This is a genomic window from Paenisporosarcina antarctica, from assembly GCF_004367585.1.
GTDB classification, from domain to species: Bacteria; Bacillota; Bacilli; order Bacillales_A; family Planococcaceae; genus Paenisporosarcina; species Paenisporosarcina antarctica.
On the sequence record NZ_CP038015.1, the window covers coordinates 1,218,849 to 1,242,428 of the forward strand.

Below are 23,580 nucleotides of genomic sequence, written 5' to 3' on the forward strand. Positions count from 1 at the left end.
AGGCAGTGAAAGTAAATGAACTGGCATATCGTGGAGGATTTAATCAAAAAAGCACAGCGTGATGGACAGTTTGATAATTTGCCGGGAGCAGGGAAACCTTTGCCACCAGATGAATTTACTCATTATCCAGAAAATATTCGTATGGTTATGCGCGTATTAAAAAACTCAGGTCATGATGCAGAAGCGCAGTTTATTAAAGAAGAAATAAGTGATTTGCAACATCAAATGAAAAAAGCTACGCGACAAGAAAAGACTGAGCTCGAGCAACAGTACAATCAAAAACTCACAAAAATGAATCAACTATTATCTAAAAAAGGAATTAAGACAAATAGTAGTGCTGCTTTTAAACAATATCAATCTCAAATAGACGATAAGTTTAAATGGGATTAAAAAAAGCTGGTAGTCACTCCATATGGAAGTGGCGGCCAGCTTATTTTAGGTGAAACTGCTTTAAATTTGTATACTGAACAACTATTTTAAATTTCTGTGTCTAACTCCGTAGCCTACCAAGGAGTCGGTCTGCCATGGTGTGCTATTCTGTGCTGTTTAAATTTTTTCTTTGAGATCCCATTTCACATGGAATTGAATGACGTTCTTCTTCAGGTCCTTTTCTTCAAAGCATTCGGTCAAAAAACCACCTAGTTTTTGTTGTTGTTGTGCTAAAAAACCTGCCTCTAAGCGAAAGCAACGTTTTTCGATTTGGAGTAAATCAGGTTCTCCTGTTAATTTGTAAAAGGCTTCATTTTTTGTAAGGCGTTCAAGTGTTAACTCACCCCAGCCAGCTTCTTGAAAAAAAGAAGTCGTTTCTTCCATTGAAAACATCTGAAACTTACGAGCTAATTCTTTTCCTGACCAGTATAAAATATCGCTTTCGTGCTTGCCTAGAATTGTAGAAAGCACATGATCCCGAATTAATTCATAACCAAAAGTGGGTACTGTTTTTGTGTCTGTCATTGTCATTTAAATCTCACTTTCTAAATAAATTCGCGTCAAAATTTTTTGAATATAAGAATTTATCATAGGCAAGGTAGAAAAACTATGCAAAATCGAGAATATATCTGCGTTTACTTGTTGTTTCTAGTGCGCTCCCTTGCCTTGACGCTCCCTATTGATGGGAGTACAATAAACATGTCATAATATTGTACCATGATGAGATATGCAGTCAATATTGCTTTCGTAGCATACGAAGGCTTGAATTTGTCTGACTATTTTAAGTACCGAGGGGGTAATAGATTTGTCGAAAGATAGTGATTTTTATTTACGCCGTTTGCATTCTCTACTTGGGATCATTCCGATTGGTTTGTTCTTGACGCAACATTTAGTAATAAACTATTTCGCAACACGAGGCGCAGCGTCATTTGAAACTGCGGCACACTTCATGGAAAATCTTCCGTTCCGCTTGCTTTTAGAGTGGTTTGTGATTTTCTTGCCATTAATGTTCCATGCATTCTATGGTCTCTACATAGGATTCACCGCAAAGAACAATCCAAAACGTTTTGGTACTTTCCGAAACTGGTTGTTTGTTTTGCAACGATTTAGTGGAGTCTTCCTTGTCGTGTTTATCGCATGGCATATTTTTGAAACAAGATTCCAAGCAGCAATTGGTGCAAAAGAAGTTAATTTTAACATGATGGCTGATATTTTAGCGAATCCATTTATGTTTGCTTTCTATGTGGCAGGTGTTGTAGCTGCAACATTCCACTTTGCAAATGGTATTTGGTCATTCCTAGTAAGTTGGGGTATCACTCAATCTCCTAGATCACAACAAATTTCTACTTATGTGACGATAGGGATCTTCTTAGCATTATCTGTAGTCGGCATTCAAGCACTTCTTGCATTCGTGTAAAAAGTTTATTAATTGAAAGCGTTTGACTACTACTAAAAAGAGGAGTGAGGAAAATCATGGCAAAAAGTAAATTGATCGTTGTCGGCGGAGGTTTAGCTGGATTAATGGCTACAATTAAAGCGGCAGAAAAAGGTACACCTGTTGAATTATTTTCAATTGTTCCTGTAAAACGCTCACACTCAGTTTGTGCGCAAGGCGGGATTAACGGAGCTGTAAATACAAAGGGTGAAGGCGATTCAACAGCTAAACACTTTGACGATACAGTATATGGTGGAGATTTCTTAGCAAACCAACCACCTGTACAAGCAATGACTGAAGCAGCACCTAGCATTATTCATTTATTAGACCGTATGGGTGTTATGTTTAACCGTACACCTGAAGGCTTACTTGACTTCCGTCGTTTCGGTGGAACGATGTATCATCGTACAGCATTTGCTGGTGCAACAACTGGCCAACAATTATTATATGCACTAGACGAGCAAGTACGTAAGTTTGAAGTTGAAGGACTTGTGACGAAGTATGAAGGTTGGGAATTCCTTGGGGCTATTCTTGATGACGATGGAGCTTGTCGTGGCGTCATGGCACAAAGCTTAACCACAATGGAAATCCGTGCATTCCGTGGTGATGCTATTATAATGGCTACTGGTGGACCAGGAATCATTTTCGGGAAATCTACAAACTCTATTATCAACACAGGTTCTGCTGCATCAATTATTTATCAACAAGGCGGACATTACGCAAATGGTGAATTCATTCAAATTCATCCTACAGCGATTCCTGGGGATGACAAGCTTCGATTAATGTCTGAATCAGCTCGTGGTGAAGGTGGACGTGTTTGGACGTATAAAGACGGAAAACCTTGGTATTTCCTTGAAGAAAAATATCCAGCTTACGGAAACTTAGTGCCACGTGATATCGCTACTCGTGAAATTTTTGATGTATGTGTTAATCAAAAATTAGGGATTAACGGCGAAAACATGGTGTACTTAGATCTTTCTCACAAAGATCCGAAAGAATTAGATATTAAACTTGGTGGAATCATCGAAATTTATGAGAAATTCATGGGTGACGATCCCCGTAAAGTACCGATGAAAATTTTCCCGGCTGTCCATTACTCAATGGGTGGGTTATGGGTAGATTATGATCAAATGACGAACATTCCTGGTATCTTTGCTGCAGGTGAATGTGATTACTCTCAACATGGTGCAAACCGTTTAGGAGCAAACTCATTACTTTCTGCAATTTACGCTGGAATGGTTGCAGGTCCTAACGCTGTAGATTATATGAGCGCATTAGACAAGCATTCAGAAGATATGCCTTCTACAATTTTCGATGCACACATCGCTGCTGAGCAACAGAAGTGGGATGATACAATGGCATTAGATGGCACTGAAAATGCATATGTCTTGCATAAAGAGCTTGGTGAATGGATGACAGACAACGTAACAGTTGTACGTTACAATGATCGTTTACAAGCAACTGATGAAAAAATTCAAGAACTTCTTGAACGTTATAACAATATTAATATTAACGACACACAAAAATGGTCAAATCAAGGCGCAACATTTACGCGTCAGTTGAAAAACATGCTATACTTGGCTCGCGTAATTACATTGGGTGCACTTAACCGTAATGAGAGCCGTGGCGCTCACTACAAACCAGACTTCCCAGACCGTAACGACGATGAATTCATGAAAACTACGATGGCTAAGTTTGATCCAGCAACTGGTGCACCAATCTTCCATTATGAAGAAATCGATGTTACTCTTATTGCGCCGCGTAAACGTGATTACTCAGCGAAGAAAGGGGATTAATTATACATGAGTGCAGCAACAGCTACTAAAACAGTCGTTCTCGAGATCCTTCGCCAAGATACTACAGATTCTACACCATATTGGGAAAAATTTGAGTTAAATTATCGTCCAAATATGAATGTCATTTCAGCTTTAATGGAAATACGACGTAATCCAGTCAACTCAGACGGTAAACAGACAACACCAGTAAATTGGGATATGAACTGTTTAGAAGAAGTCTGTGGTGCTTGTTCAATGGTGATTAACGGGAGACCTCGTCAATCATGTACAGCTCTTATTGACAAATTGGAGCAACCAGTTCGCTTGGAACCAATGAAAACATTCCCTGTCGTACGCGATCTTATCGTAGACCGTGCACGTATGTTTGATTCATTGAAAAAAGTTAAAGCTTGGGTTCCAATTGATGGTACGTATGACCTTGGAGAAGGTCCACGTATGCCTGAACGCAAACGCCAATGGGCATACGAATTATCAAAATGTATGACGTGTGGAGTATGTTTGGAAGCTTGTCCAAACGTAAACGACAAATCAGACTTTATGGGACCAGCTGTTTTATCACAAGTTCGCCTATTCAATGCGCATCCAACAGGTGCCATGAACAAAGATGAACGTCTTAATGCCCTAATGGGTGAAGGTGGTATCGCTAACTGCGGTAACTCTCAAAACTGTGTAGTTGCATGTCCAAAAGGGATTCCTTTGACAACATCTATCGCAGCTATGAACCGTGACACTTCGGTTCAAATGTTCAAAAACTTCTTCGGAAGCGACCACATGGTTGACTAAAAAGAATTCAAATTTAGTAGCCTCTCGCATTTTTGCGAGAGGCTACTTTTTTGATTCGAGAATTAGGAGGAAATTGGTTAGTTTCCCCAGTCCCGTCGAAAGTTGCCTCAGTCGAGCCGAAAGTTGACCCAATACCGTTGAAAGTTGCCTCAGTCGAACCAGAAGTTGCTCCGGTCGAGCCAAAAGTTGTCCTAGTTCCATCAAAAGTATCAAAGTTTAAACGACATTAGCTTCGATACAATAAATTTAAAGATGTTAAACTCTCGATTAAAACCTTTTCACTTCTTAAGAAAATTTGTTACAATTGCGTTAACAATGAATCGCCATTCACTTTAGAAAAGGGGAGTTATAAATTATGCGTGCATCTTATATTCAAGACCCGGAAAAATGGGCAAGTGGTTTCAATTTTTCAGTACCTGTACAAGTTCGTTTTGGTGAAACGGATATGTTTGGTCATTTGAATAATACATATAATTTTTCTTATTTCGAGTTGGCTCGGATTGAATATTTTAAGCACATCGGTTTGATGAATGATTGGCTTAATCCGAAAGGGACGACTATTCCAGTTGTTGCAGACCTTCAATGTGACTATGTGAAGCAAGTATTCTTTGACGAAAAGCTTCAAATTCATGTGAAAGCTGAGTCTATAGGTAATTCATCGGTTGATATTCATTACCATGCAACAAATAAAAAAGGGGATACAGTTTTCACTGGAAGAGGTTCTATTGTTCAAATTAATAAAACAACGGGAAAAGGTTCAGCGTGGACTGAAAAAGAAAAATCGTTATTCATTCCAAGATAGCCGTGACCTCCGCTAGGCTTTCAACATAAGTTACAAGGAAGAAGGGATAGGAGGGGCATATGTTGTCAGAACGGGCACATCATCGTTCATTATTGACTGGGCGAGAAAGAGAAATATTTCAATTATTAGTTCGTGATTATTCAACGAAAGATATTTCGATTCAATTAAAGATCAGTGAAAAAACCGTAAGAAACCACATCTCCAATACTATTCAAAAGTTAGGTGTATCGGGTAGATCACAAGCTATACTTGAACTTTTACGACTAGGCGAATTATCACTCGACTGAGTAGGTCTTGCCAATTTCCACAAAAAACGTCACAATGGATACAAAGTAACTGTATTCAGGGAGTGGATATTGAACATGACAGAGCAAATTTCGAGAAAACAACACAATCAAGAACAAGTAGCTTTTTTAGAGAAAGAACTTCGATATATTTCAGGAATTATAAAACAAAAAGGCCGACAAATATTAAGTAATTACACGGTTACACCACCTCAATTTATTGCATTACAATGGTTATTTGAACATGGAGATATGACGATTGGTGACCTTTCTACCAAAATGTATTTGGCGTTTAGTACGACGACAGATTTAGTTGACCGTATGGAAAAAAATCAAATCGTTATGCGTGTGCGTGACGAGCAAGATAGACGCGTAGTTCGAATTCATTTATTAAAAGAAGGCGAGCGAGTAATTGAAGAAGTAATACAAAAACGTCAAGCTTATCTACAAGAAGTTTTGTCTGATTTTGATGCGCCAGAAGTTCAACAATTGTCGAATTTGCTTCATAAACTTCATGTAAAAATGAAAGAGGATTGAGGCGAATCTCGTGAATGCACCTATCGGCGTGATCGATTCAGGTGTTGGCGGTTTAACGGTTGTTAAAGAACTTATGCGACGATTGCCCAATGAGCAGTTTCTCTACATTGGAGATACAGCTAGATGTCCTTATGGTCCTCGTTCAGCAACAGAAGTGCGGAAATTCACGTGGCAAATGGCACAAGCACTAAAAGGGCATTCCATCAAAATGCTTGTTGTCGCATGCAATACAGCCACAGCAGTCGCACTTGAATCTTTACAAAAAAAATGTCCGTTTCCGGTTGTCGGTGTTATTTTTCCAGGAGCCCGTGCAGCTATAAAAGCAACAAAACGATCAGAAGTTTGTATTTTAGGTACTACAGGTACGATTCATAGTGGGGCTTACGAGCAAGCACTAAAATCGTTATCTTCTTCTTGTCATATAGTACCTCTAGCTTGCCCCGCGTTCGTTCCGCTTGTTGAAAGTGGTGAATACGAAGGTGACTTTGCAAATTATCTAGTTGAAAAAACACTCGAACCACTGCATGCAGAGTCGTTTGATACGTTAATATTAGGGTGTACTCATTACCCTTTATTACAAAAGCTTATCGAAAAGGCAGTTGGTCCGAATGTGACTGTATTATCATCTGCTGAAGAAACTGCAGATGATGTAGAGGAAATACTCAATTATTACCATTTACAACGTAAAGAAGTGAATACCCAATCGCACTTTTTCTACACAACGGGGTCCATTCCCATGTTTAAAACCATCATTAGTAAATGGCTTGAAATTTCAAACCCAAACATTCAACAAATAACATTTAAATAAAACCCGGAATTCTTTTGAAAAAAGGAATCTCCGGGTTTTGATTCGTTCACAGAATATGTGATACGATAAGCTTGCGAACCTACTATGAGGAGGAAACACATACATGAGAAATGATGGACGAGACACAAACCAACTTAGACCAGTTACAATAGAAACAGATTATTTAGTACATCCAGAAGGTTCTGTATTAATTACCGTAGGGCAAACAAAAGTCATTTGCACAGCTACTATCGAAGATCGTATCCCTTCATTTTTACGTGGTCAAGGTAAAGGGTGGATAACTGCTGAATACTCCATGCTGCCTAGAGCAACAGGCTCTCGAACTCAGCGTGAAGCGACAAAAGGCAAAATTGGTGGACGTACGATGGAGATTCAACGTCTCATTGGACGAGCATTAAGAGCAGTTGTTAATTTAGAAGCTTTAGGTGAAAGAACATTGTGGATAGACTGTGATGTTATCCAAGCTGATGGAGGCACACGAACAGCTTCTATTACCGGTGCATTTGTTGCTATGACAATGGCCATTGCAAAATTGCAAGATGCAAAACAACTGCCCGAATTCCCTGTAACGGATTTCCTAGCTGCAACGAGTGTTGGAATGGACGAAGAATTAGGCGCAATTTTAGATTTAAACTATTTGGAAGATTCCACTGCAAACGTTGATATGAATATTATTCAAACAGGTTCTGGACAGTTTGTAGAACTTCAAGGAACTGGAGAAGAAGCTACGTTTACGAGACAACAACTAAACGAAATGCTCGATCTAGGAGATGAAGGAATTAAAAAACTAATAGAAATTCAAAAAGAAGCGTTAGGCGAAATCGCTGACCGAATCGGTTATCAGTTAGGCGTTTTATAATGAAACAAGTAATTATAGCAACGAAAAATAAAGGTAAAGCAAAAGACTTTGAAGCGATTTTTAATCCATATGGTTTTGAAGTCCTGACTCTTCATGATGTTGCTGAAGATATGGAAGTCGAAGAAACAGGTACTACGTTTGAAGAAAACGCGATTCTAAAAGCGGAGGCGCTTGCAGAGCGATTACAAACGTTTGTAATCGCTGATGACAGCGGTCTAGAAATTGACGCTTTAAACGGCGCTCCAGGGGTCTATTCTGCAAGGTATGCAGGGCTGGGTAAAAGTGACGAAGCCAATATGGAAAAAGTGTTGACCGAACTAGCACATGTAGACGACAATAAGCGTATGGCTCGTTTTTGTTGTGCCATTGCTCTAGCAGGTCCAGGCATGGAGACTAAAACTGTCTTTGGTACATGCGAAGGTCTTATAGCACACGATCGAAAAGGAACGAATGGCTTTGGCTACGACCCCATATTCTTTGTACCAGAGTTAGGAAAAATGATGGCTGAATTACAACCTATAGAGAAAGCTGCAATTTCTCATCGGGGAAATGCGATTAAGAAAATCTCAGAAGAATTACCAAACTTGTTGAGGTAAGGTGGCGAGCGGATGCGTATTGTAGTGATGAGTGACACACATGGAGAAACGAATTCGATTGATCAAGTCAGGCATGCAGTAGGACCTGTAGATGCTGTTTTTCATTGCGGAGACAGCGAACTCGATATACAACATGAATCGCTACAAGATGCTTTTGTAGTCGAAGGCAATTGTGATTGGGATTCCTCTTATTCAGCTGAAGTTTTCACCGAAGTTAATGGAGTAAAAGTTTTTATGACACATGGTCACTTATGGCAAGTGAAATCTACACTAATGCCATTAAGTACCCGAGCTCAAGAACTAGGAGCTGACCTGGTTCTCTTCGGACATACTCATTTGTTAGGCGCAGAGCTTATAGGTAGCACACTTTTCGTAAACCCAGGCAGTTTAGAATTGCCGAGAGGCCGCAAAGAAAAGAGCTATGCGATTATTGAAAAATCACAATTAAAGTGGATGGTAACATTCTTTTCCGATGCTCATAAACAGCTGGAACAACAAGTATTTTCGATAGTTTAAAAATAACCTTGACTTATGGTGGGAATATTTCTATAATAAGTATTGTCTTTCATTTCTGAAACGAGTTGAAAGTAACATGTCTCAGTAGCTCAGCCGGATAGAGCAACGCCCTTCAAGATATTAGGAGCCTTTACAGGGAAACAAAAACCTGTGGAGTGGACGACACTATATCGGTGAAACCTTAACAGATCATGCTGATGGCAATACCGAGGAAACTTACGCTTCACTTTGGTGAAGAGAAGGCAATCTGAATGATTACGCAAGTAATGGTAAGAATGCTAAAAATCGTTCATTCGACGTGAGGTTCCGTAGAGACTACACGTGTCGCACCTGCAATGGTGAAGATATAGTCCAGACTACAAACAATGTTACATTGGTAGCGAAAGCTATGGTGGTAAGCTAAGGCGTCGGTCGGGGGTTCGAATCCCTCCTGGGACGTAGAGTTTTATAACGTTATATCTAGAGAAATAAGCACTTTCGCTTATGATTCAATATTACAGTACTCGGTCAGTCGAGTTTCTGTACTAAAGAATTGTAGGTGGAGGTGCTTTTTTCTTTGTCCAAAAAGAAGGGGATATTTGATATCCAAATTGAACAACCACTATTCCCAGTAAAAAAACAGCCAGAGAAACGGAATGACCTACAAATTGAACAAGCATTGACAGTGGTTTTAAAGCAACTTGAAGTGGGTGGTTGTCGTGAAGAACAATATAGGATTACCGTACAATTGTTCACTACTTTACTAAAGATACTAAGGTTGAGTATTTGGTAGATATAACGAGTGACATTATATATTTGTGGCTGGGGCAGATGAATGTTGCTAATACGACTAAATTAACTCGTTTAAAGTGTTTCTAGGACGTTGTTTTGATAATGGGTGGCTTGCTAATAGGTTTTGGCGGTCAGTAAATATCGAAGTAGATACAGAAACAAAGATAGGGGCATCAGATGAAGATGTAAATTTACTATTATCTGTTCTCGATTTGTTTAAACTAAGTTCAGCTAATTCAAAGACTAGTGTGTATGGAGAAGGTACTACAAAGAGTGCAGCAGCAATAATTGAAATAAAAGATAAGAAATAATAATACATAAAAAGGATTGAGGATCGATAAAGGAGTATCATAACGTCATGACGAATAAATAAGCATGGGGGGTATGCCGTTATGACGATAATTTATAAACCGAGTGACGTAATGAAACAGCTAGACATCAAGGAATCTCTATACAAAAAATACATAGCTGCTTTGGAAAAAGACGGTGGCTATGTATTCCAGAAAAATCAGCAAGGCCATAGAATTTTTACTGCTGAAGATATTCAAACTTTGGAAAAGTTCATGGAGCTTATAAAGTATGACGGTATGACGATTGAAAAAGTCTCTAAGAAAATTGGCGAAATGAATAGTCATGACGGTCATGACTCAATTAGCGAAGAAGAACCAAATAGATATGACGTTATGGCTTTAGTTGAACAAGCTGTATCCTCTGCTCTTAAAGTTCAAGAAAAACAGATTCATGAGGTTATGACTTCTATTGCAAATCAAAACAACGAGTTGAAAGTACAATTAAAGAGAATTGAAGATAAGCATGATAAAGTATTTGTTCAATCACTCCGAGAATCTCAAGAAAATAAAAAGTTAATGCTTGAAGAAGTTAAAACTCAAGTTAAATCTGAAATTGCAGCTGCTAAAGAAGAAAAGAAGAAGTGGTGGAAGTTCGGCAAGTAGTATATAAAAAAAGTTTAACAAAGATTTTAATGAATATTTAGAGCTTCACTATTGAATACTGCAATTAATTCGTGGTGAATTGAACTATATTACACATTCGCTACTCGAAAATTATAAAAACCATTATTTACTAAGTTTTACAGGACTATTAAACAAGTTTTCCTGGAAGGTAGAGAGCACAGATGGTTTACGTTTAACCAATAAAAAAACACTATCAAAACCTTGTTATATAAGGTTTTGATAGTGTTTTTCTTTTGTCTTAATATGTTTATTGTGTCGTTTGAAAACAATAGATTTAAAAATCTAATAATAAATTGGTAATAGACAATCATCTTATATTCTCGAAGGCATTTTTAATGCACCAATATATTGGTTTTATTTTTTTGAAGTTCTTGGAGTTCTAGGTTCTAAACAACTAGAACATTTTTTCTGATTACTAGCTTTAAATTTAGTTAAAGTTTTTTCGAAATTATTTCCACATGAACATTTAAACAGTAATTTTTGTGAGAATCCAAGATACTCAGTAGAAAGTAGTTCACAATCTGAATTCTTCTTAACATACTCACTGATATTTTCAATAGTCCATTTTTTATTCATATTAACACCTCCGATAATGATTCCGAATAATAACACAGGAAGAAGTTTCGGATACCTTCCTTTAATTTAGGATAATGTCTTCCTAATCTATCTGCTTTGCCCATTATACCATCACTTTTGCGCCAGAATGCTTTAAGATTTGATACAAAATCAATATTAGAGTTTCTTACATTATAAGTAATGGGTATAGATAATAATCAAAAGAAAGTTTTAGGGGGTGTAAGATGGAACATCATACTAAAAACAAAGATGATTTAGGTGTCCTTAAGGCTCAAGTGGATTTATGCAGCAAAGGTTACTTAATTTTAACGCCTTTATCAGATCTCTCTCCATTTGATCTAGTTGCCTATAAAAATGGAGAATTTATTCGGATTCAAGTTAAATATAGAAGTGTTAATTCCAAAGGATTTTTGTTTGTAAGATTTAGTTCTTCATATAGTACATCAAAAGGTTGTTGTGAAAAACCCGTTGATAAGAAGGAAGTAGATTTATACTGTGTGTATTGTCCAGACACGGATAAGTGTTACTATTTTGATCCGAAAAAGTTTAAAAGCACTGTAAATATTAGAATCAACAAGACGCTTAATAATCAAAGTGAAAAAATTAATTTTGCTGAGGATTATTTAATGATTCCTACAGTAAATAGAAATTCACTTGTTTCTATTGAAAACGAAACTCAGGTTTCCTTTTGCATATTACGTCAAGTGTTCTTTTGTCTTTTAGCATAAATAGCATTTGGATCAAAGAGTATTGCTCTTTGATCCAAATGCTATTTATGTGGAAATTAATAATTTCCACAGAACAATACCTGTTAACCTTTAAATAATATTTTAGGTTGAATACATTTCACTATTTCTTCATTTCGGATTTTTTATAACGATATAAATATCCGAATTTAGTAATAACTATTTCGACAGGCTTCGACAAACCATCTCTACCATATTAAGTACAAAGTCTAACTAAGCTAAGTTTCAGTTCTTATGAAAACTTCACTATTCACCGACAACAATATGATATCATTACTTTTGTTTTATAATAGAATGAAATTATACACGTCCGTAAAATAAATAAGAAATCAAAAAAGAAGATAGTGTCGAATAATCTTTATTTATGAAATAATAAAATGATCGGTTGTTAATCGTTAAGGTTTGAATTTAATTTCACTTGGATAAGGTAGGTTCTATTAGAAGGTTTAATTCTTTCGTATATCCAATGATTGCAAAGAGAGGGGTTGCCTCAATGTTTGAAACATTATTATTAAATATCTTATTCTTAATTTTTCCGCTCTTATTATTTGTCATATTTTTTGAAAATCGTAGACCTGTTTATAGCAATTCATTCCTCATTACCTTTTCTGCAATCTCGATGATTTTATGCATGTTGTATCCAATCCATCTTCAAATTGGTTTTATTTTTGATTTACGTTATATTCCATTCATTATCGTTGCGCTTTATGGCGGTTATAAAAAGGTACTTCCTTTATATATCCTATTAAATATATATCGATTTATTATTGGGGGAGAAGGTACGATTCATTCACTCATATTTTCAACGGTGATTTTTCTAGTCGTGCCCTTGATAAGTAAAAAGTTTCTTAAATACTCAACTCAAAAACGGGTAATTACAGGAGTTTTCGCGGCCTTATTTACGATGGGGCTATATTTATTGTCACTTAGCACATTTTTTGTGCAACTAACGAGTGAATTTTGGCAGCTTGCTTTCTATTCAGTTTCGACACATGTTTTGGTCATTACATTGAATTTGTTAATGATCGAAAAAGTCATTTCGAATATTAAAAGTCGAGAAAACTTTCTCCATACAGAACGACTCCATGTTATGAGTGAGATTTCTGCAAGTGTGTCGCATGAAATTAGAAATCCACTTACGGTAACTCATGGATTTCTACAACTTTTAAAAGAATCCAAGACTTTATCAACTGACGAAAAAATGTATATTGATTTCTCATTAAAAGAATTAGAACGGGCAGAGGAGATTGTAAGTAACTTTCTTGCTTTTGCAAAACCGCAATCAGAAAATATGGTGTCTTCTAATTTAAAAGAAGAGATAGAGTACGTGAAGAATATATTGTTTCCATATGCCAAAATGAATCATGTTGATATAGAGTTTCAGTTTAATAATACGCTGAAAAAAAGATACGATAAAAATCAGATGCAACAATCATTAATTAATATATTGAAAAATGGAATAGAAGCAATGAAAGAAAGTGGCGGTATTTTATCTATTGATGTATCGGAGCAAAATCGTACCATCATAATAATAATTAAAGATAACGGTATTGGTATGACGGAAGATGAAATTTCACAATTAGGTAAGCCTTACTACTCGACGAAAAAAGAAGGAACTGGCCTTGGTATGCTCATGGTGTATGGTGCTATTAGTAAAGCCAAGGGGACAATTGAAGTGGAAAGCGAAAAAGGTAAGGGGACTACTTTCACGATTACACTTCCTGTTTAGTAACGAAAAGGTGTGGAAATATGCGCATCTTTTTTTAATTTTGTGCTACTATATACTCGAGAGAAAGGCGGAATCTGCATTGCGAAGAAAGTATGGAAAATTACAAACAAAAGATAATCTCATTGTTTTTCCAGGTATGGTGGATAAGTTGATTGCTGAAGGGCTTAAACATGCTGAAGATTTTCAATATGATTTAGCGGTGGATTCAATTAGACAAGCCTTGACCTATACTGAAGTTGATGAACAAACGCTTGGTGTTTATGCATATTCATTGTATGAAAATCGAGAATTTGAAGAATCTCAAAAAGTATGTGAAGAATTATTAAAGCTAGGTCCTTCTTTTTACTTCGAAACAATGGAGTTAAATATTACAGTTTTGATGGAGCTACGACAGTTTGATGAGGTTACTAAAATTGTGGAATCATTGCTTGAAGAAGGTATTGTTCCTCCTGAAAAAGTGGATAAGTATGAACAGTTGCTTACATTAAATGAAAGACTTGCCAAACAAAACGAAGATATTTTGTTAGACGATGCTCCACATAATAATAAAATTGATGCAAGCCTTTTTCAAATTGAAATATTTTCAGCATTTCCCGAAGATAAGCAACAACAACTTCTATTAGAATTACAAGGGGAAAATTTATCGTCAATTGAAAACGAATTAGCAACGATTATTGAAAATGGGCTTATTCCTCCTATTAGTAAATCATTTGCTTTGTTATTAATGGTGATTAGTGGAATAGATCGAACCTTATCAATTGAAAAATTCGGCTTTAAGTTTGATGTAACACCTAAAGGATTACCGGAACCTGCAAATACTACTAAAGTGAGATCTGTCTTAGCCATCACGCGAGAAGAATTAGTGCAAAATCCAACTAAACTAGAAATGGTACATGACTTAATCATTCGTCATGCGTTTGCCATGTATCCATTTGAATGGTCTACGTTCGACAAACAAGAGGTAGCAGAAGCATACATAAACTATGTAGGAGCAATGTTAGGCGAAGAAGTGGCTTGCGAAGCACAGATGCACGATTTATTGGTAGAGATTGATAGGATGTACGAATTAAGCGGTAAGTGAATAAGTTGAAAGTATCGTTGAATGTGATATACTAAAATGGTTGTCAAATTCATAGATAAGAATGATTGTAACAAGTTAATTAAAATAATGGAGGTTGAATATATGTCAGTGAAATGGGAAAAACAAGAAGGTAACACAGGTATATTAACAGTAGAAGTAGACGTTGCGTTAGTTAAAGAAGGTTTAGACAAAGCATTCAAGAAGGTTGTTAAAGAAATTAACGTTCCAGGTTTCCGTAAAGGGAAAATGCCACGTAAAATGTTCGAACAACGTTTTGGTACTGAATCTTTATACCAAGATGCTTTAGACTTTATTCTTCCTGATGCATACTCTGGAGCAGTTGAAGAAGCGGCGATTGATCCTGTTGACCGTCCAGAAATCGACATCGTGAAAATGGAGCAAGGTGAAAACTTGATTTTCACAGCTACAGTTACAGTTCGTCCTGAAGTAACTCTTGGAGACTATAAAGGTCTTGAAATTTCTAAACAAGAAACAGACGTAACTGATGAAGAAATTGAAGCTCAAATAAAAGAACAACAAACTCGTTTAGCTGAGTTAGTAGTTAAAGAAGAAGATGCAATCGTTGATGGTGATACGGCAGTAATCGACTTCGAAGGATTCCTAGGAGAAGAAGCATTTGAAGGTGGAGCTGGTGAAGACCATACACTAGAAATTGGTTCAGGTTCATTCATTCCAGGATTTGAAGAGCAATTAATCGGCTCAAAAGCTGGCGATAACAAAGAAGTAGTTGTGACTTTCCCTGAAGAATACCATGCAGCTGAACTTGCTGGTAAAGAAGCTACTTTCAAAGTAACAGTGAAAGAAGTAAAAGGAAAAGAACTTCCTGAATTAAATGATGAGTTAGCAAAAGAAATTGATAACGAAGTTGAAAGTATGGACGAGCTTCGTACAAAACTAAAAGAAAAAACAGTGGTAGAGAAGAAAAATGCTGCTGAATCTAAAGTCAAAGATGAGTTAGTTGAATTAGCTGCAAACAATGCAACTATCGACATTCCTCAAGCAATGGTTGACATGGAAGTAGAACGTATGCTAAACGACTTTAAGCAACGTTTAGAATCACAAGGTATGAATCTTGAACTTTACTTCCAATTCTCTGGTCAAGATGAAAAAGCACTTCGCACACAAATGACTGAAGATGGTCAAAAACGTGTGAAAGTTTCTTTAACACTTGAAGCGATCGCTGAAGCTGAAGGTTTCACACCTTCTGAAGAAGAAATCAATAATGAATTAGAAAAAATGGCTGTTCAATTCAGCATGCCAGCAGAAAAAATCCGCGAGTCACTTGGTGGAACTGATGCTTTAGAAAACGATCTTCGTTTACAAAAAGCAATTGACTTCTTAGTTGAAAACGCTAAAATTTCATAATAAAATCTATACACGCTTAACTAGAACAAGGGGCGGATGTTTAACCCGTTCCTTGTTCTTTGTAATACATAGGTAGTGATTGTCAATCAATTTAAAAGATACAAAAATAATGGTTTAAGATTTCATTAATCTTATTAGTTGATTCTAGTAGGAGAATCTTGTAAGATTGTGGCTTGAATAGGGGTGAATATTTTGTTCAAATTTAATGATGAAAAAGGAAACTTAAAGTGTTCCTTCTGTGGAAAATCCCAAGAGCAAGTTCGTAAACTGGTCGCAGGACCTGGTGTATATATTTGCGATGAATGTATTGAATTATGTACAGAAATCGTAGAGGAAGAACTCGGTACAGAAGAAGAAACTGAGTTTAAAGAAGTCCCGAAACCTAAAGAAATTTTATCAATTTTAGATGATTATGTAATTGGTCAAGAAAGAGCAAAAAAATCGCTTGCAGTTGCCGTATATAATCACTACAAACGAATCAATTCTAATAGTAAAATCGATGATGTCGAGTTGTCTAAATCGAATATCGTGATTTTAGGGCCAACAGGTAGTGGTAAAACATTGCTTGCTCAAACACTTGCGCGCATTTTGGATGTGCCATTTGCTATTGCAGATGCGACATCACTTACTGAAGCGGGTTACGTGGGAGAAGATGTAGAAAATATTTTACTTAAATTAATCCAATCTGCTGATTACGACGTAGAAAAAGCTGAAAAAGGGATCATCTATATTGATGAAATCGATAAAGTAGCTCGTAAATCAGAAAATGCATCAATCACGCGTGATGTTTCAGGTGAAGGTGTTCAACAAGCACTTCTAAAAATATTAGAAGGCACAGTTGCAAGCGTTCCTCCTCAAGGCGGTCGTAAGCATCCTCATCAAGAATTCATTCAAATCGATACAACGAACATTTTGTTCATTGTTGGTGGTGCATTTGATGGAATCGATCAAATTATTAAACGTCGCTTAGGACAAAAATTGATTGGTTTTGGTTCGAATCCTAATGTTAAAGAGCCGGATGAAGCTTCTTTACTATCACACTTAATTCCAGAAGACTTGTTGAAATTCGGATTAATTCCAGAGTTTATTGGCCGTTTGCCAGTATTAGCAAGCTTAGAACAATTAAGTGAGCATGCACTTGTTCAGATTTTAACTGAACCTAAAAATGCATTAGTGAAGCAATATCAAAAAATGATTGAATTGGATAATGTGAAATTAACATTTGAAGATGATGCATTAATTGAAATTGCTAAACTAGCAATTATCCGTAAAACGGGTGCACGTGGACTTCGTTCAATTATTGAAAGTTTAATGTTAGAAGTAATGTATGAATTGCCTTCTAGGGAAGATATTAAGGAGTGCATAATTACAAAAGAGACAGTTACTGATTCTTCACATCCTAAATTGTTACTAGAAGACGGTACTGTATTAAATCAAAACGATGAAAAAACTTCAGCATAAGTTGAGTTGAGATAAGCTGGCTTCGAACGTGCGTATGCATACGCGCAGCTCGGATGTCAGCTTTTTCTTACATATGTTTGATTTACGGTTAATTCGGACAAAATTGGATTGAGGTGAATTTCCACATGACAAAGAAAAATGAAGAAAAAATTGTTCCCTTATTACCTTTACGTGGTTTATTAGTGTTCCCAACAATGGTATTACACATTGACGTGGGGCGTGAACGTTCAGTAGCTGCGCTTGAGCAAGCTTTATTAAGTGATTCCATTGTCTTCTTAGCAACTCAAAAAGAAATGAACGTAGAACAACCTGAAGAAGATGATTTACATGATGTTGGAACATTGGCGCATGTAAATCAAATGATTAAATTACCAAACGGAACAATTCGCGTGCTAGTTGAGGGTGTAGAGCGTGCCACATGGTCTGGTTATACAGAAGGTGACAAGTACGCGACAGTCGCAGCCACTTCTTCTGCGGACGAAACGGAGAAAACGCCAGAACTTGAAGCACTAATGCGGGTACTTCTTGAGTATTTTGAAAAATACTCAAAAATATCAAAAAAAGTCACAACAGAAACGTATGATACAGTCTCTGATATTGAAGAACCAGGTCGCTTAGCAGATATGGTTGCTTCTTACTTGCCATTAAAAATGATTGGTAAACAAGAAGTGCTCGAAATCTTCGAGGTGAAAAACCGTTTAGAATGGCTAATTAATCGCTTGCACAATGAACAAGAAGTACTAGATATGGAAAAGAAAATAACGAACCGTGTAAAACAAGCGATGGAACGTACTCAAAAAGAATTTTATTTACGTGAACAAATTAAAGCAATTCAATTGGAACTTGGCGATAAAGAAGGGAAGACGGGGGAAGTTACCGATCTTCGCAAGAAAATTGAAGAATCTGGCATGCCAGAATCCACTTTGAAAGTTGCCACAAAAGAGTTGGATCGCTATGAAAAATTACCATCTGCAGCAGCTGAGAGTGGTGTCATTCGAAACTACTTGGATTGGTTAATCGCTTTGCCATGGACAGATGCAACGGCAGATCGGTTAGATATTAGTCATGCGGAAACCATATTAAACCGCGATCACGAGGGACTTGAAACAGTGAAAGAGCGAGTGCTCGAATATTTGGCTGTGCGTCAATTAACAAACTCACTGCGTGGACCGATTCTATGTTTAGCTGGACCTCCTGGCGTCGGTAAAACCTCGCTTGCTCGTTCAATTGCGACATCACTTGGACGTGAGTTCGTTCGTATTTCATTAGGTGGAGTGCGTGATGAATCTGAAATTCGTGGGCATCGTAGAACTTATGTAGGTGCTTTGCCTGGACGTATCATTCAAGGGATGAAAAAAGCCGGGAAAATCAATCCAGTTTTCTTATTAGATGAAATTGATAAAATGTCTAATGACTTCCGTGGCGATCCGTCTTCAGCGATGCTTGAAGTATTGGATTCTGAACAAAACCATTCATTTGGAGATCATTACCTTGAAGAAACGTATGACTTATCAAATGTACTATTTATTGCAACGGCTAACGATTTAGGTGCGATTCCAGGGCCTCTTCGTGATCGAATGGAAATCATTTCAATACCAGGTTATACTGAAATTGAAAAGCAAGCAATTGCTAAAAACCATCTATTACCGAAGCAAATAAAAGAGCATGGCTTAACAAAATCACAATTGCAATTGCGTGATGATGCGATGCTGGATTTAATTCGCTATTACACACGTGAAGCGGGTGTTCGTAGTTTAGAACGTCAAATTGCTTCAATTTGCCGTAAAGTTGCGAAACAAATTGTATCAAGCGATAAAAAACGTATTGTAATCAAAACATCAACTTTAGAAGATCTTATTGGCAAACATAAATTCCGTTATGGACAAGCCGAAACAGAGAATCAAATTGGTGTAGCTACAGGATTAGCTTATACAACGGTTGGTGGGGACACACTTCAAATTGAAGTATCATTATCACCTGGTAAAGGAAAGTTAATATTGACCGGTAAATTAGGTGATGTCATGAAAGAATCTGCACAAACAGCCCTTTCTTTCGTTCGATCAAAAACCGAAATATTAGGTCTAGATGCAAATTTCCATGAGACACATGACATTCACATTCATGTACCTGAAGGCGCTGTTCCTAAAGATGGACCTTCTGCTGGAATTACAATTGCAACTGCTCTCGTTTCCGCTTTGTCAAAACGTCCAATTCGCCGAGAAGTGGGTATGACAGGTGAAATCACATTACGTGGTCGCGTATTGCCTATAGGTGGTCTCAAAGAAAAAACATTAAGTGCTCACCGTGCAGGATTAACAACGATTATTTTGCCGAAAGATAATGAACGTGATATAGAAGATATACCAGAAAGTGTGCGCGAAGATTTAACGTTTAAATTGGTTTCACATGCTGACGAAGTGCTTGAAATAGCACTAGAGGGAGGCGATGTGCAATGAAAGTGCACAACGTAGAATTAGTAATAAGTGCAGTACGACCAGCGCAATATCCGGAAGATGGTTTTCCGGAGTTTGCTTTAGCTGGTCGTTCTAATGTTGGAAAATCTTCATTTATTAATAAGTTGATAGGTAGAAAGAGTATGGCACGTATCTCTTCAAAACCTGGGAAAACACAAACATTGAACTTCTATAAAATAGAAGAGCAACTGTTTTTCGTTGACGTTCCGGGCTATGGTTATGCAAAAGTGTCTAAAACCTCTCGTGAAGAGTGGAGTAGGATGATAGAAGAATACATTACGAGTCGCGAGTTATTAAAAGCCGTGATACAAATTGTTGATTTACGCCACGCACCTTCAAACGAAGATTGCATGATGTATGACTTTTTAAAGTACCACAACATTCCGTGTATCGTAATCGCAACAAAAGCAGATAAAATCCCTAAAGGTAAATGGGATAAGCACAAGAAAATGGTGCGCGACGAGCTAGACATGGAAGCACATGATACATTGATTGTATTTTCTTCTGAAACAGGACTTGGTTTTGATGCAGCATGGGCAGAAATCGAACGCCGTATGACACTAGAATTAGAAGTAGAATAGAACGGTAAAACTCACGAACAAGCATTGCGCTTTTTTGTGAGTTTTTTTATTTGAGTAATTTTAGGGGGAATATCCAGATATCGCCACAATGTGAAAAGGAATAAATCCAAAAGCTGTATGATATTTCTATAGAACGGTTACACTCTCGAAGAAGCAATGCGTTTTTTCTTTTAAATGATCATTTAGATTGATGTTTATTAGGAGAAATATGGGTTAAAGGGAATAAATCGAGCGTGAACAGAATTAAAACTAGTTTGAACAGGAATAAACATCATGTGAACAGGAATAAACGCAGATGAACAGGAATAAACCAAAACTACAAGTAAGATAAAAGTCTAATCTATATACTAGTCACGACATTTTTAGGCAATTCCACCTATAATCAAAACAATTGTGACAATCTCATCAATTTGTTACACTTACATTATAATTATTACAAAGTAACTTAAGGTTTAGTATTGATTTCATAGCTTGTTCACAATTGAAACCTTGTTTTCAGAATGGTTATGGTATAATAAAAGACATGAATATACAACGTGAGAGGTGTTATGAAGCCATGCATACCATCGTAGTGGGTGTGAATTATCGTACAGCGCCGGTAGAGATTCGCGAACGACTGTCCTTCGTAGAATCCGATTTACCGCAGGCGATGCGAGCACTGCAGGAGCAAAAAAGCATATTAGAAAACGTAATTGTCTCAACATGTAACCGGACCGAAGTCTATGCAGTTGTCGATCAGTTACATACTGGACGTTATTATATTAAACAATTTCTAGCCAATTGGTTCAAATTACCGATTGAATCGTTTTCATCCTACTTATTCATTTATGAAAGTGATGGGGCTGTCGATCATTTATTCCGTGTAACTGCGGGGATCGATTCAATGGTACTTGGAGAAACTCAGATCCTTGGACAAGTACGTAAAAGTTTCTTAGAAGGTCAGGAACGCGGTACAACAGGAACAGTGTTTAATCAATTGTTTAAACAATCTGTAACATTTGCTAAACGAGCGCATGCTGATACGGCTATTGCTGAGAATGCAGTTTCGGTTTCCTATGCAGCTGTTGAACTTGGAAAGAAAATCTTTGGTTCACTTAAACAAAAGCATGTAGTCATATTAGGTGCCGGGAAAATGGGTGAGCTTGCCATTAAAAACCTTCATGGAAATGGAGCAGGTAAAATCACAGTAATCAATCGTACATTGGAAAAAGCTCAGTTACTCGCCGAGCAATTTAATGGTCAAGCTAAATCAATGCAAGAACTTCAATGTGCTTTGCTAGAAGCAGATATTCTAATCAGTTCAACAGGTTCAACTGATTTTGTGATTGACTTAGAGTTAATGCAATATGTTGAACGATTACGCAAAGGTAAACCGTTATTTATGGTCGATATCGCTGTGCCACGTGATTTAGATCCACGTATTGCTGAACTTCCAAATATGTTCTTATACGATATTGATGATTTACAAGGTATTGTTGATGCTAACTTAGCAGAACGACAAAAAGCTGCTAATGAAATCATGATTATGATAGAGCAAGAACTTGTCCAATTTAAAGACTGGCTTGGTACATTAGGTGTGGTACCGGTGATTTCAGCACTTCGCCAAAAGGCGTCACAAATTCAAGCGGATACGATGGTAAGCATTGAAAATAAAATGCCTGAACTAACGGACCGTGAACGTAAAATTTTGAACAAGCATACTAAATCAATTATTAATCAATTGTTAAAAGAGCCGATATTACAAGCGAAAGAACTTGCTGCTTCTCCTAAATCTCATGAACAACTCCAATTATTCCAACAAATATTTGGAATTGAAGAAGAAGTCCAACATGAAAAAGCAAAACAACTAGTGGTTACGAAACAACTAGAAGATGTTGTGGAAGCTCAAGTTGGAGGGAAATCAACACAAGAGGTTAAAGTAAATCCAATCTATTCATATTAATTCAAGTTAGAAGGCGTTTTCGTCACTGTATGGTAAACTATACATGCGAAAACGCTTTTTTATATTTAACTAAATGGCTACTAAAGTCAGTGTTTTGCGAACAATTTATTCTGAAAGGACATCTTCAGGTTTGAAGCGAAAAGGGGTAAGCTAGTGGCGGATTTGACCATGACAAGGCTGCATGAAGGTATGGTAATTCTCTACGCAATCAGTCTTGTATTTTACTTCATAGATTATTTAGATAAAGATTTCAAAGCTCACCGCATAGCATTTTGGATACTTAGTACGGTATGGCTAATGCAAACGGTGTTTTTAATCCTATATATCGTCGAAACAAAGCGATTTCCGATATTGACGTTGTTCGAAGGTATTTATTTTTATGCGTGGTTATTGATCACATTATCCATTGTACTTCACCATACATATCGCGTGATGATATCCGTATTTTTCTTGAATGTGATTGGCTTTATTTTTATGACGATTCATACATTTTCGCCCGTACAAATTGAACGTTCACCCGTTGGAGAAACACTGGTTTCAGAGTTGCTATTTATTCATGTAACGTTTGCGATTCTATCGTATGTTGCTTTCTCGTTATCATTTGTTTTTTCGACGTTGTATCATATTTTGTATCGTTTATTAAAGAAAAAGAAATGGACGAAACAATTTAGTGAATTGCCTTCTCTTGATCAAACTGAGAAAGGCATGACGGTATCAATCCTCACAGGAATTCCGTTCCTACTTGTTAGTTTGATTCTTGGTTTGCAATGGGCGTATGTATCTCTCAATGAATTTTCTCTCAGTGATGTGAAAATAATTGGTTCATTTATTTTATTATTTGTATACGGCTATTTATTTTATCGACGCAAAAAAGGCACGCTACAAGGAACGGGGTATGCATGGGGACATGTCTACGCTTTCCTGTTAGTATTGGTGAATTTCTTCTTAGGAAGTAGCTTATCTGAATTTCATTTTTGGTATTAACATTAATAACTGTTCAAAAAGGAGCAACGG

26 protein-coding genes are annotated in these 23,580 nt (G+C 36.9%); 24 read left to right on the plus strand and 2 right to left on the minus strand.

The window, feature by feature from the left end:
• The first annotated feature begins 15 nt into the window (after window positions 1-15).
• A complete protein-coding gene (locus E2636_RS06140) occupies window positions 16-390 on the plus strand; it encodes a DnaJ family domain-containing protein (protein WP_134209416.1) in 375 nt (124 codons plus the stop codon).
• A 156-nt stretch (window positions 391-546) separates the two neighbouring features.
• Here E2636_RS06140 and E2636_RS06145 read toward each other — a convergent pair whose 3' ends face one another.
• A complete protein-coding gene (locus E2636_RS06145) occupies window positions 547-960 on the minus strand; it encodes a YslB family protein (protein ID WP_134209417.1) in 414 nt (137 codons plus the stop codon).
• Between the two features lie 274 nt (window positions 961-1,234).
• Between E2636_RS06145 and E2636_RS06150 the strand changes: the two genes are divergently transcribed.
• The 14 genes from E2636_RS06150 to E2636_RS06210 all read left to right on the plus strand — a co-directional run bounded on the left by E2636_RS06150 (window position 1,235) and on the right by E2636_RS06210 (window position 10,569).
• On the plus strand, window positions 1,235-1,846 hold the full coding sequence (locus tag E2636_RS06150; protein WP_134209418.1) for a succinate dehydrogenase cytochrome b558 subunit: 612 nt from the start codon (window positions 1,235-1,237) through the stop codon (window positions 1,844-1,846).
• 56 nt (window positions 1,847-1,902) lie between these two features.
• Window positions 1,903-3,660 carry a succinate dehydrogenase flavoprotein subunit gene (gene sdhA, locus E2636_RS06155; RefSeq protein ID WP_134209419.1) on the plus strand — a complete coding sequence of 586 codons (1,758 nt, stop codon included), beginning with the start codon at window positions 1,903-1,905 and terminating at the stop codon, window positions 3,658-3,660.
• 6 nt (window positions 3,661-3,666) lie between these two features.
• A complete protein-coding gene (gene sdhB, locus E2636_RS06160; protein ID WP_134209420.1) occupies window positions 3,667-4,443 on the plus strand; it encodes a succinate dehydrogenase iron-sulfur subunit in 777 nt (258 codons plus the stop codon).
• A 50-nt stretch (window positions 4,444-4,493) separates the two neighbouring features.
• Window positions 4,494-4,673 (plus strand): hypothetical protein, encoded by a 180-nt coding sequence (locus E2636_RS06165; protein ID WP_243840734.1) that lies wholly within the window; start codon window positions 4,494-4,496, stop codon window positions 4,671-4,673.
• 125 nt (window positions 4,674-4,798) lie between these two features.
• Entirely contained in the window at window positions 4,799-5,245 is a 447-nt protein-coding gene (locus E2636_RS06170) for an acyl-CoA thioesterase (RefSeq protein ID WP_134209422.1), read from the plus strand.
• Between the two features lie 59 nt (window positions 5,246-5,304).
• On the plus strand, window positions 5,305-5,532 hold the full coding sequence (locus E2636_RS06175) for a helix-turn-helix domain-containing protein (RefSeq protein ID WP_017379853.1): 228 nt from the start codon (window positions 5,305-5,307) through the stop codon (window positions 5,530-5,532).
• Window positions 5,533-5,607: 75 nt separating this feature from the next.
• Window positions 5,608-6,066 (plus strand): MarR family winged helix-turn-helix transcriptional regulator, encoded by a 459-nt coding sequence (locus E2636_RS06180; protein WP_017379852.1) that lies wholly within the window; start codon window positions 5,608-5,610, stop codon window positions 6,064-6,066.
• Window positions 6,067-6,076: 10 nt separating this feature from the next.
• The gene (gene racE, locus E2636_RS06185; RefSeq protein WP_134209423.1) at window positions 6,077-6,874 is read left to right on the plus strand and encodes a glutamate racemase; all 798 of its coding nucleotides are present in this window, start codon (window positions 6,077-6,079) and stop codon (window positions 6,872-6,874) included.
• Window positions 6,875-6,977: 103 nt separating this feature from the next.
• Window positions 6,978-7,733 (plus strand): ribonuclease PH, encoded by a 756-nt coding sequence (gene rph, locus E2636_RS06190; RefSeq protein WP_134209424.1) that lies wholly within the window; start codon window positions 6,978-6,980, stop codon window positions 7,731-7,733.
• Entirely contained in the window at window positions 7,733-8,329 is a 597-nt protein-coding gene (locus E2636_RS06195) for an XTP/dITP diphosphatase (RefSeq protein WP_134209425.1), read from the plus strand. Before rph ends, E2636_RS06195 begins: the two co-directional genes overlap by 1 nt.
• 12 nt (window positions 8,330-8,341) lie before the next feature.
• On the plus strand, window positions 8,342-8,845 hold the full coding sequence (locus E2636_RS06200) for a metallophosphoesterase (protein ID WP_134209426.1): 504 nt from the start codon (window positions 8,342-8,344) through the stop codon (window positions 8,843-8,845).
• A gap of 556 nt (window positions 8,846-9,401) precedes the next feature.
• Window positions 9,402-9,617: a hypothetical protein gene (locus E2636_RS06205; protein ID WP_134209427.1), complete on the plus strand. Its 216-nt coding sequence runs from the start codon at window positions 9,402-9,404 to the stop codon at window positions 9,615-9,617.
• A 76-nt stretch (window positions 9,618-9,693) separates the two neighbouring features.
• A complete protein-coding gene (locus tag E2636_RS18920) occupies window positions 9,694-9,927 on the plus strand; it encodes a hypothetical protein (RefSeq protein ID WP_166669486.1) in 234 nt (77 codons plus the stop codon).
• A gap of 81 nt (window positions 9,928-10,008) precedes the next feature.
• Complete coding sequence (locus E2636_RS06210; RefSeq protein ID WP_134209428.1) at window positions 10,009-10,569, plus strand: DUF3967 domain-containing protein; 561 nt, start codon at window positions 10,009-10,011, stop codon at window positions 10,567-10,569.
• 375 nt (window positions 10,570-10,944) lie between these two features.
• Here E2636_RS06210 and E2636_RS06215 read toward each other — a convergent pair whose 3' ends face one another.
• Entirely contained in the window at window positions 10,945-11,166 is a 222-nt protein-coding gene (locus E2636_RS06215) for a hypothetical protein (RefSeq protein WP_017379845.1), read from the minus strand.
• Between the two features lie 224 nt (window positions 11,167-11,390).
• On the opposite strand from E2636_RS06215, the gene E2636_RS06220 reads away from it, so the two are divergent.
• The 9 genes from E2636_RS06220 (at window position 11,391) to E2636_RS06260 (ending at window position 23,550) form a co-directional block, all read left to right on the plus strand.
• Window positions 11,391-11,894: a group I intron-associated PD-(D/E)XK endonuclease gene (locus E2636_RS06220; protein ID WP_166669487.1), complete on the plus strand. Its 504-nt coding sequence runs from the start codon at window positions 11,391-11,393 to the stop codon at window positions 11,892-11,894.
• A gap of 511 nt (window positions 11,895-12,405) precedes the next feature.
• On the plus strand, window positions 12,406-13,641 hold the full coding sequence (locus E2636_RS06225; protein ID WP_134209429.1) for an ATP-binding protein: 1,236 nt from the start codon (window positions 12,406-12,408) through the stop codon (window positions 13,639-13,641).
• A 79-nt stretch (window positions 13,642-13,720) separates the two neighbouring features.
• Entirely contained in the window at window positions 13,721-14,722 is a 1,002-nt protein-coding gene (locus E2636_RS06230; protein ID WP_134209430.1) for a tetratricopeptide repeat protein, read from the plus strand.
• 102 nt (window positions 14,723-14,824) lie between these two features.
• Window positions 14,825-16,108 carry a trigger factor gene (tig, locus tag E2636_RS06235; RefSeq protein ID WP_134209431.1) on the plus strand — a complete coding sequence of 428 codons (1,284 nt, stop codon included), beginning with the start codon at window positions 14,825-14,827 and terminating at the stop codon, window positions 16,106-16,108.
• 192 nt (window positions 16,109-16,300) lie between these two features.
• Entirely contained in the window at window positions 16,301-17,569 is a 1,269-nt protein-coding gene (gene clpX / locus E2636_RS06240) for an ATP-dependent protease ATP-binding subunit ClpX (protein WP_134209432.1), read from the plus strand.
• 125 nt (window positions 17,570-17,694) lie between these two features.
• Complete coding sequence (lon, locus tag E2636_RS06245) at window positions 17,695-20,025, plus strand: endopeptidase La (RefSeq protein WP_134209433.1); 2,331 nt, start codon at window positions 17,695-17,697, stop codon at window positions 20,023-20,025.
• Entirely contained in the window at window positions 20,022-20,624 is a 603-nt protein-coding gene (gene yihA, locus E2636_RS06250) for a ribosome biogenesis GTP-binding protein YihA/YsxC (protein ID WP_134209434.1), read from the plus strand. Before lon ends, yihA begins: the two co-directional genes overlap by 4 nt.
• A gap of 556 nt (window positions 20,625-21,180) precedes the next feature.
• Window positions 21,181-22,566: a glutamyl-tRNA reductase gene (hemA, locus tag E2636_RS06255; RefSeq protein WP_134209435.1), complete on the plus strand. Its 1,386-nt coding sequence runs from the start codon at window positions 21,181-21,183 to the stop codon at window positions 22,564-22,566.
• Window positions 22,567-22,719: 153 nt separating this feature from the next.
• The gene (locus E2636_RS06260) at window positions 22,720-23,550 is read left to right on the plus strand and encodes a cytochrome C assembly family protein (RefSeq protein WP_134209436.1); all 831 of its coding nucleotides are present in this window, start codon (window positions 22,720-22,722) and stop codon (window positions 23,548-23,550) included.
• Window positions 23,551-23,580 lie beyond the last annotated feature (30 nt).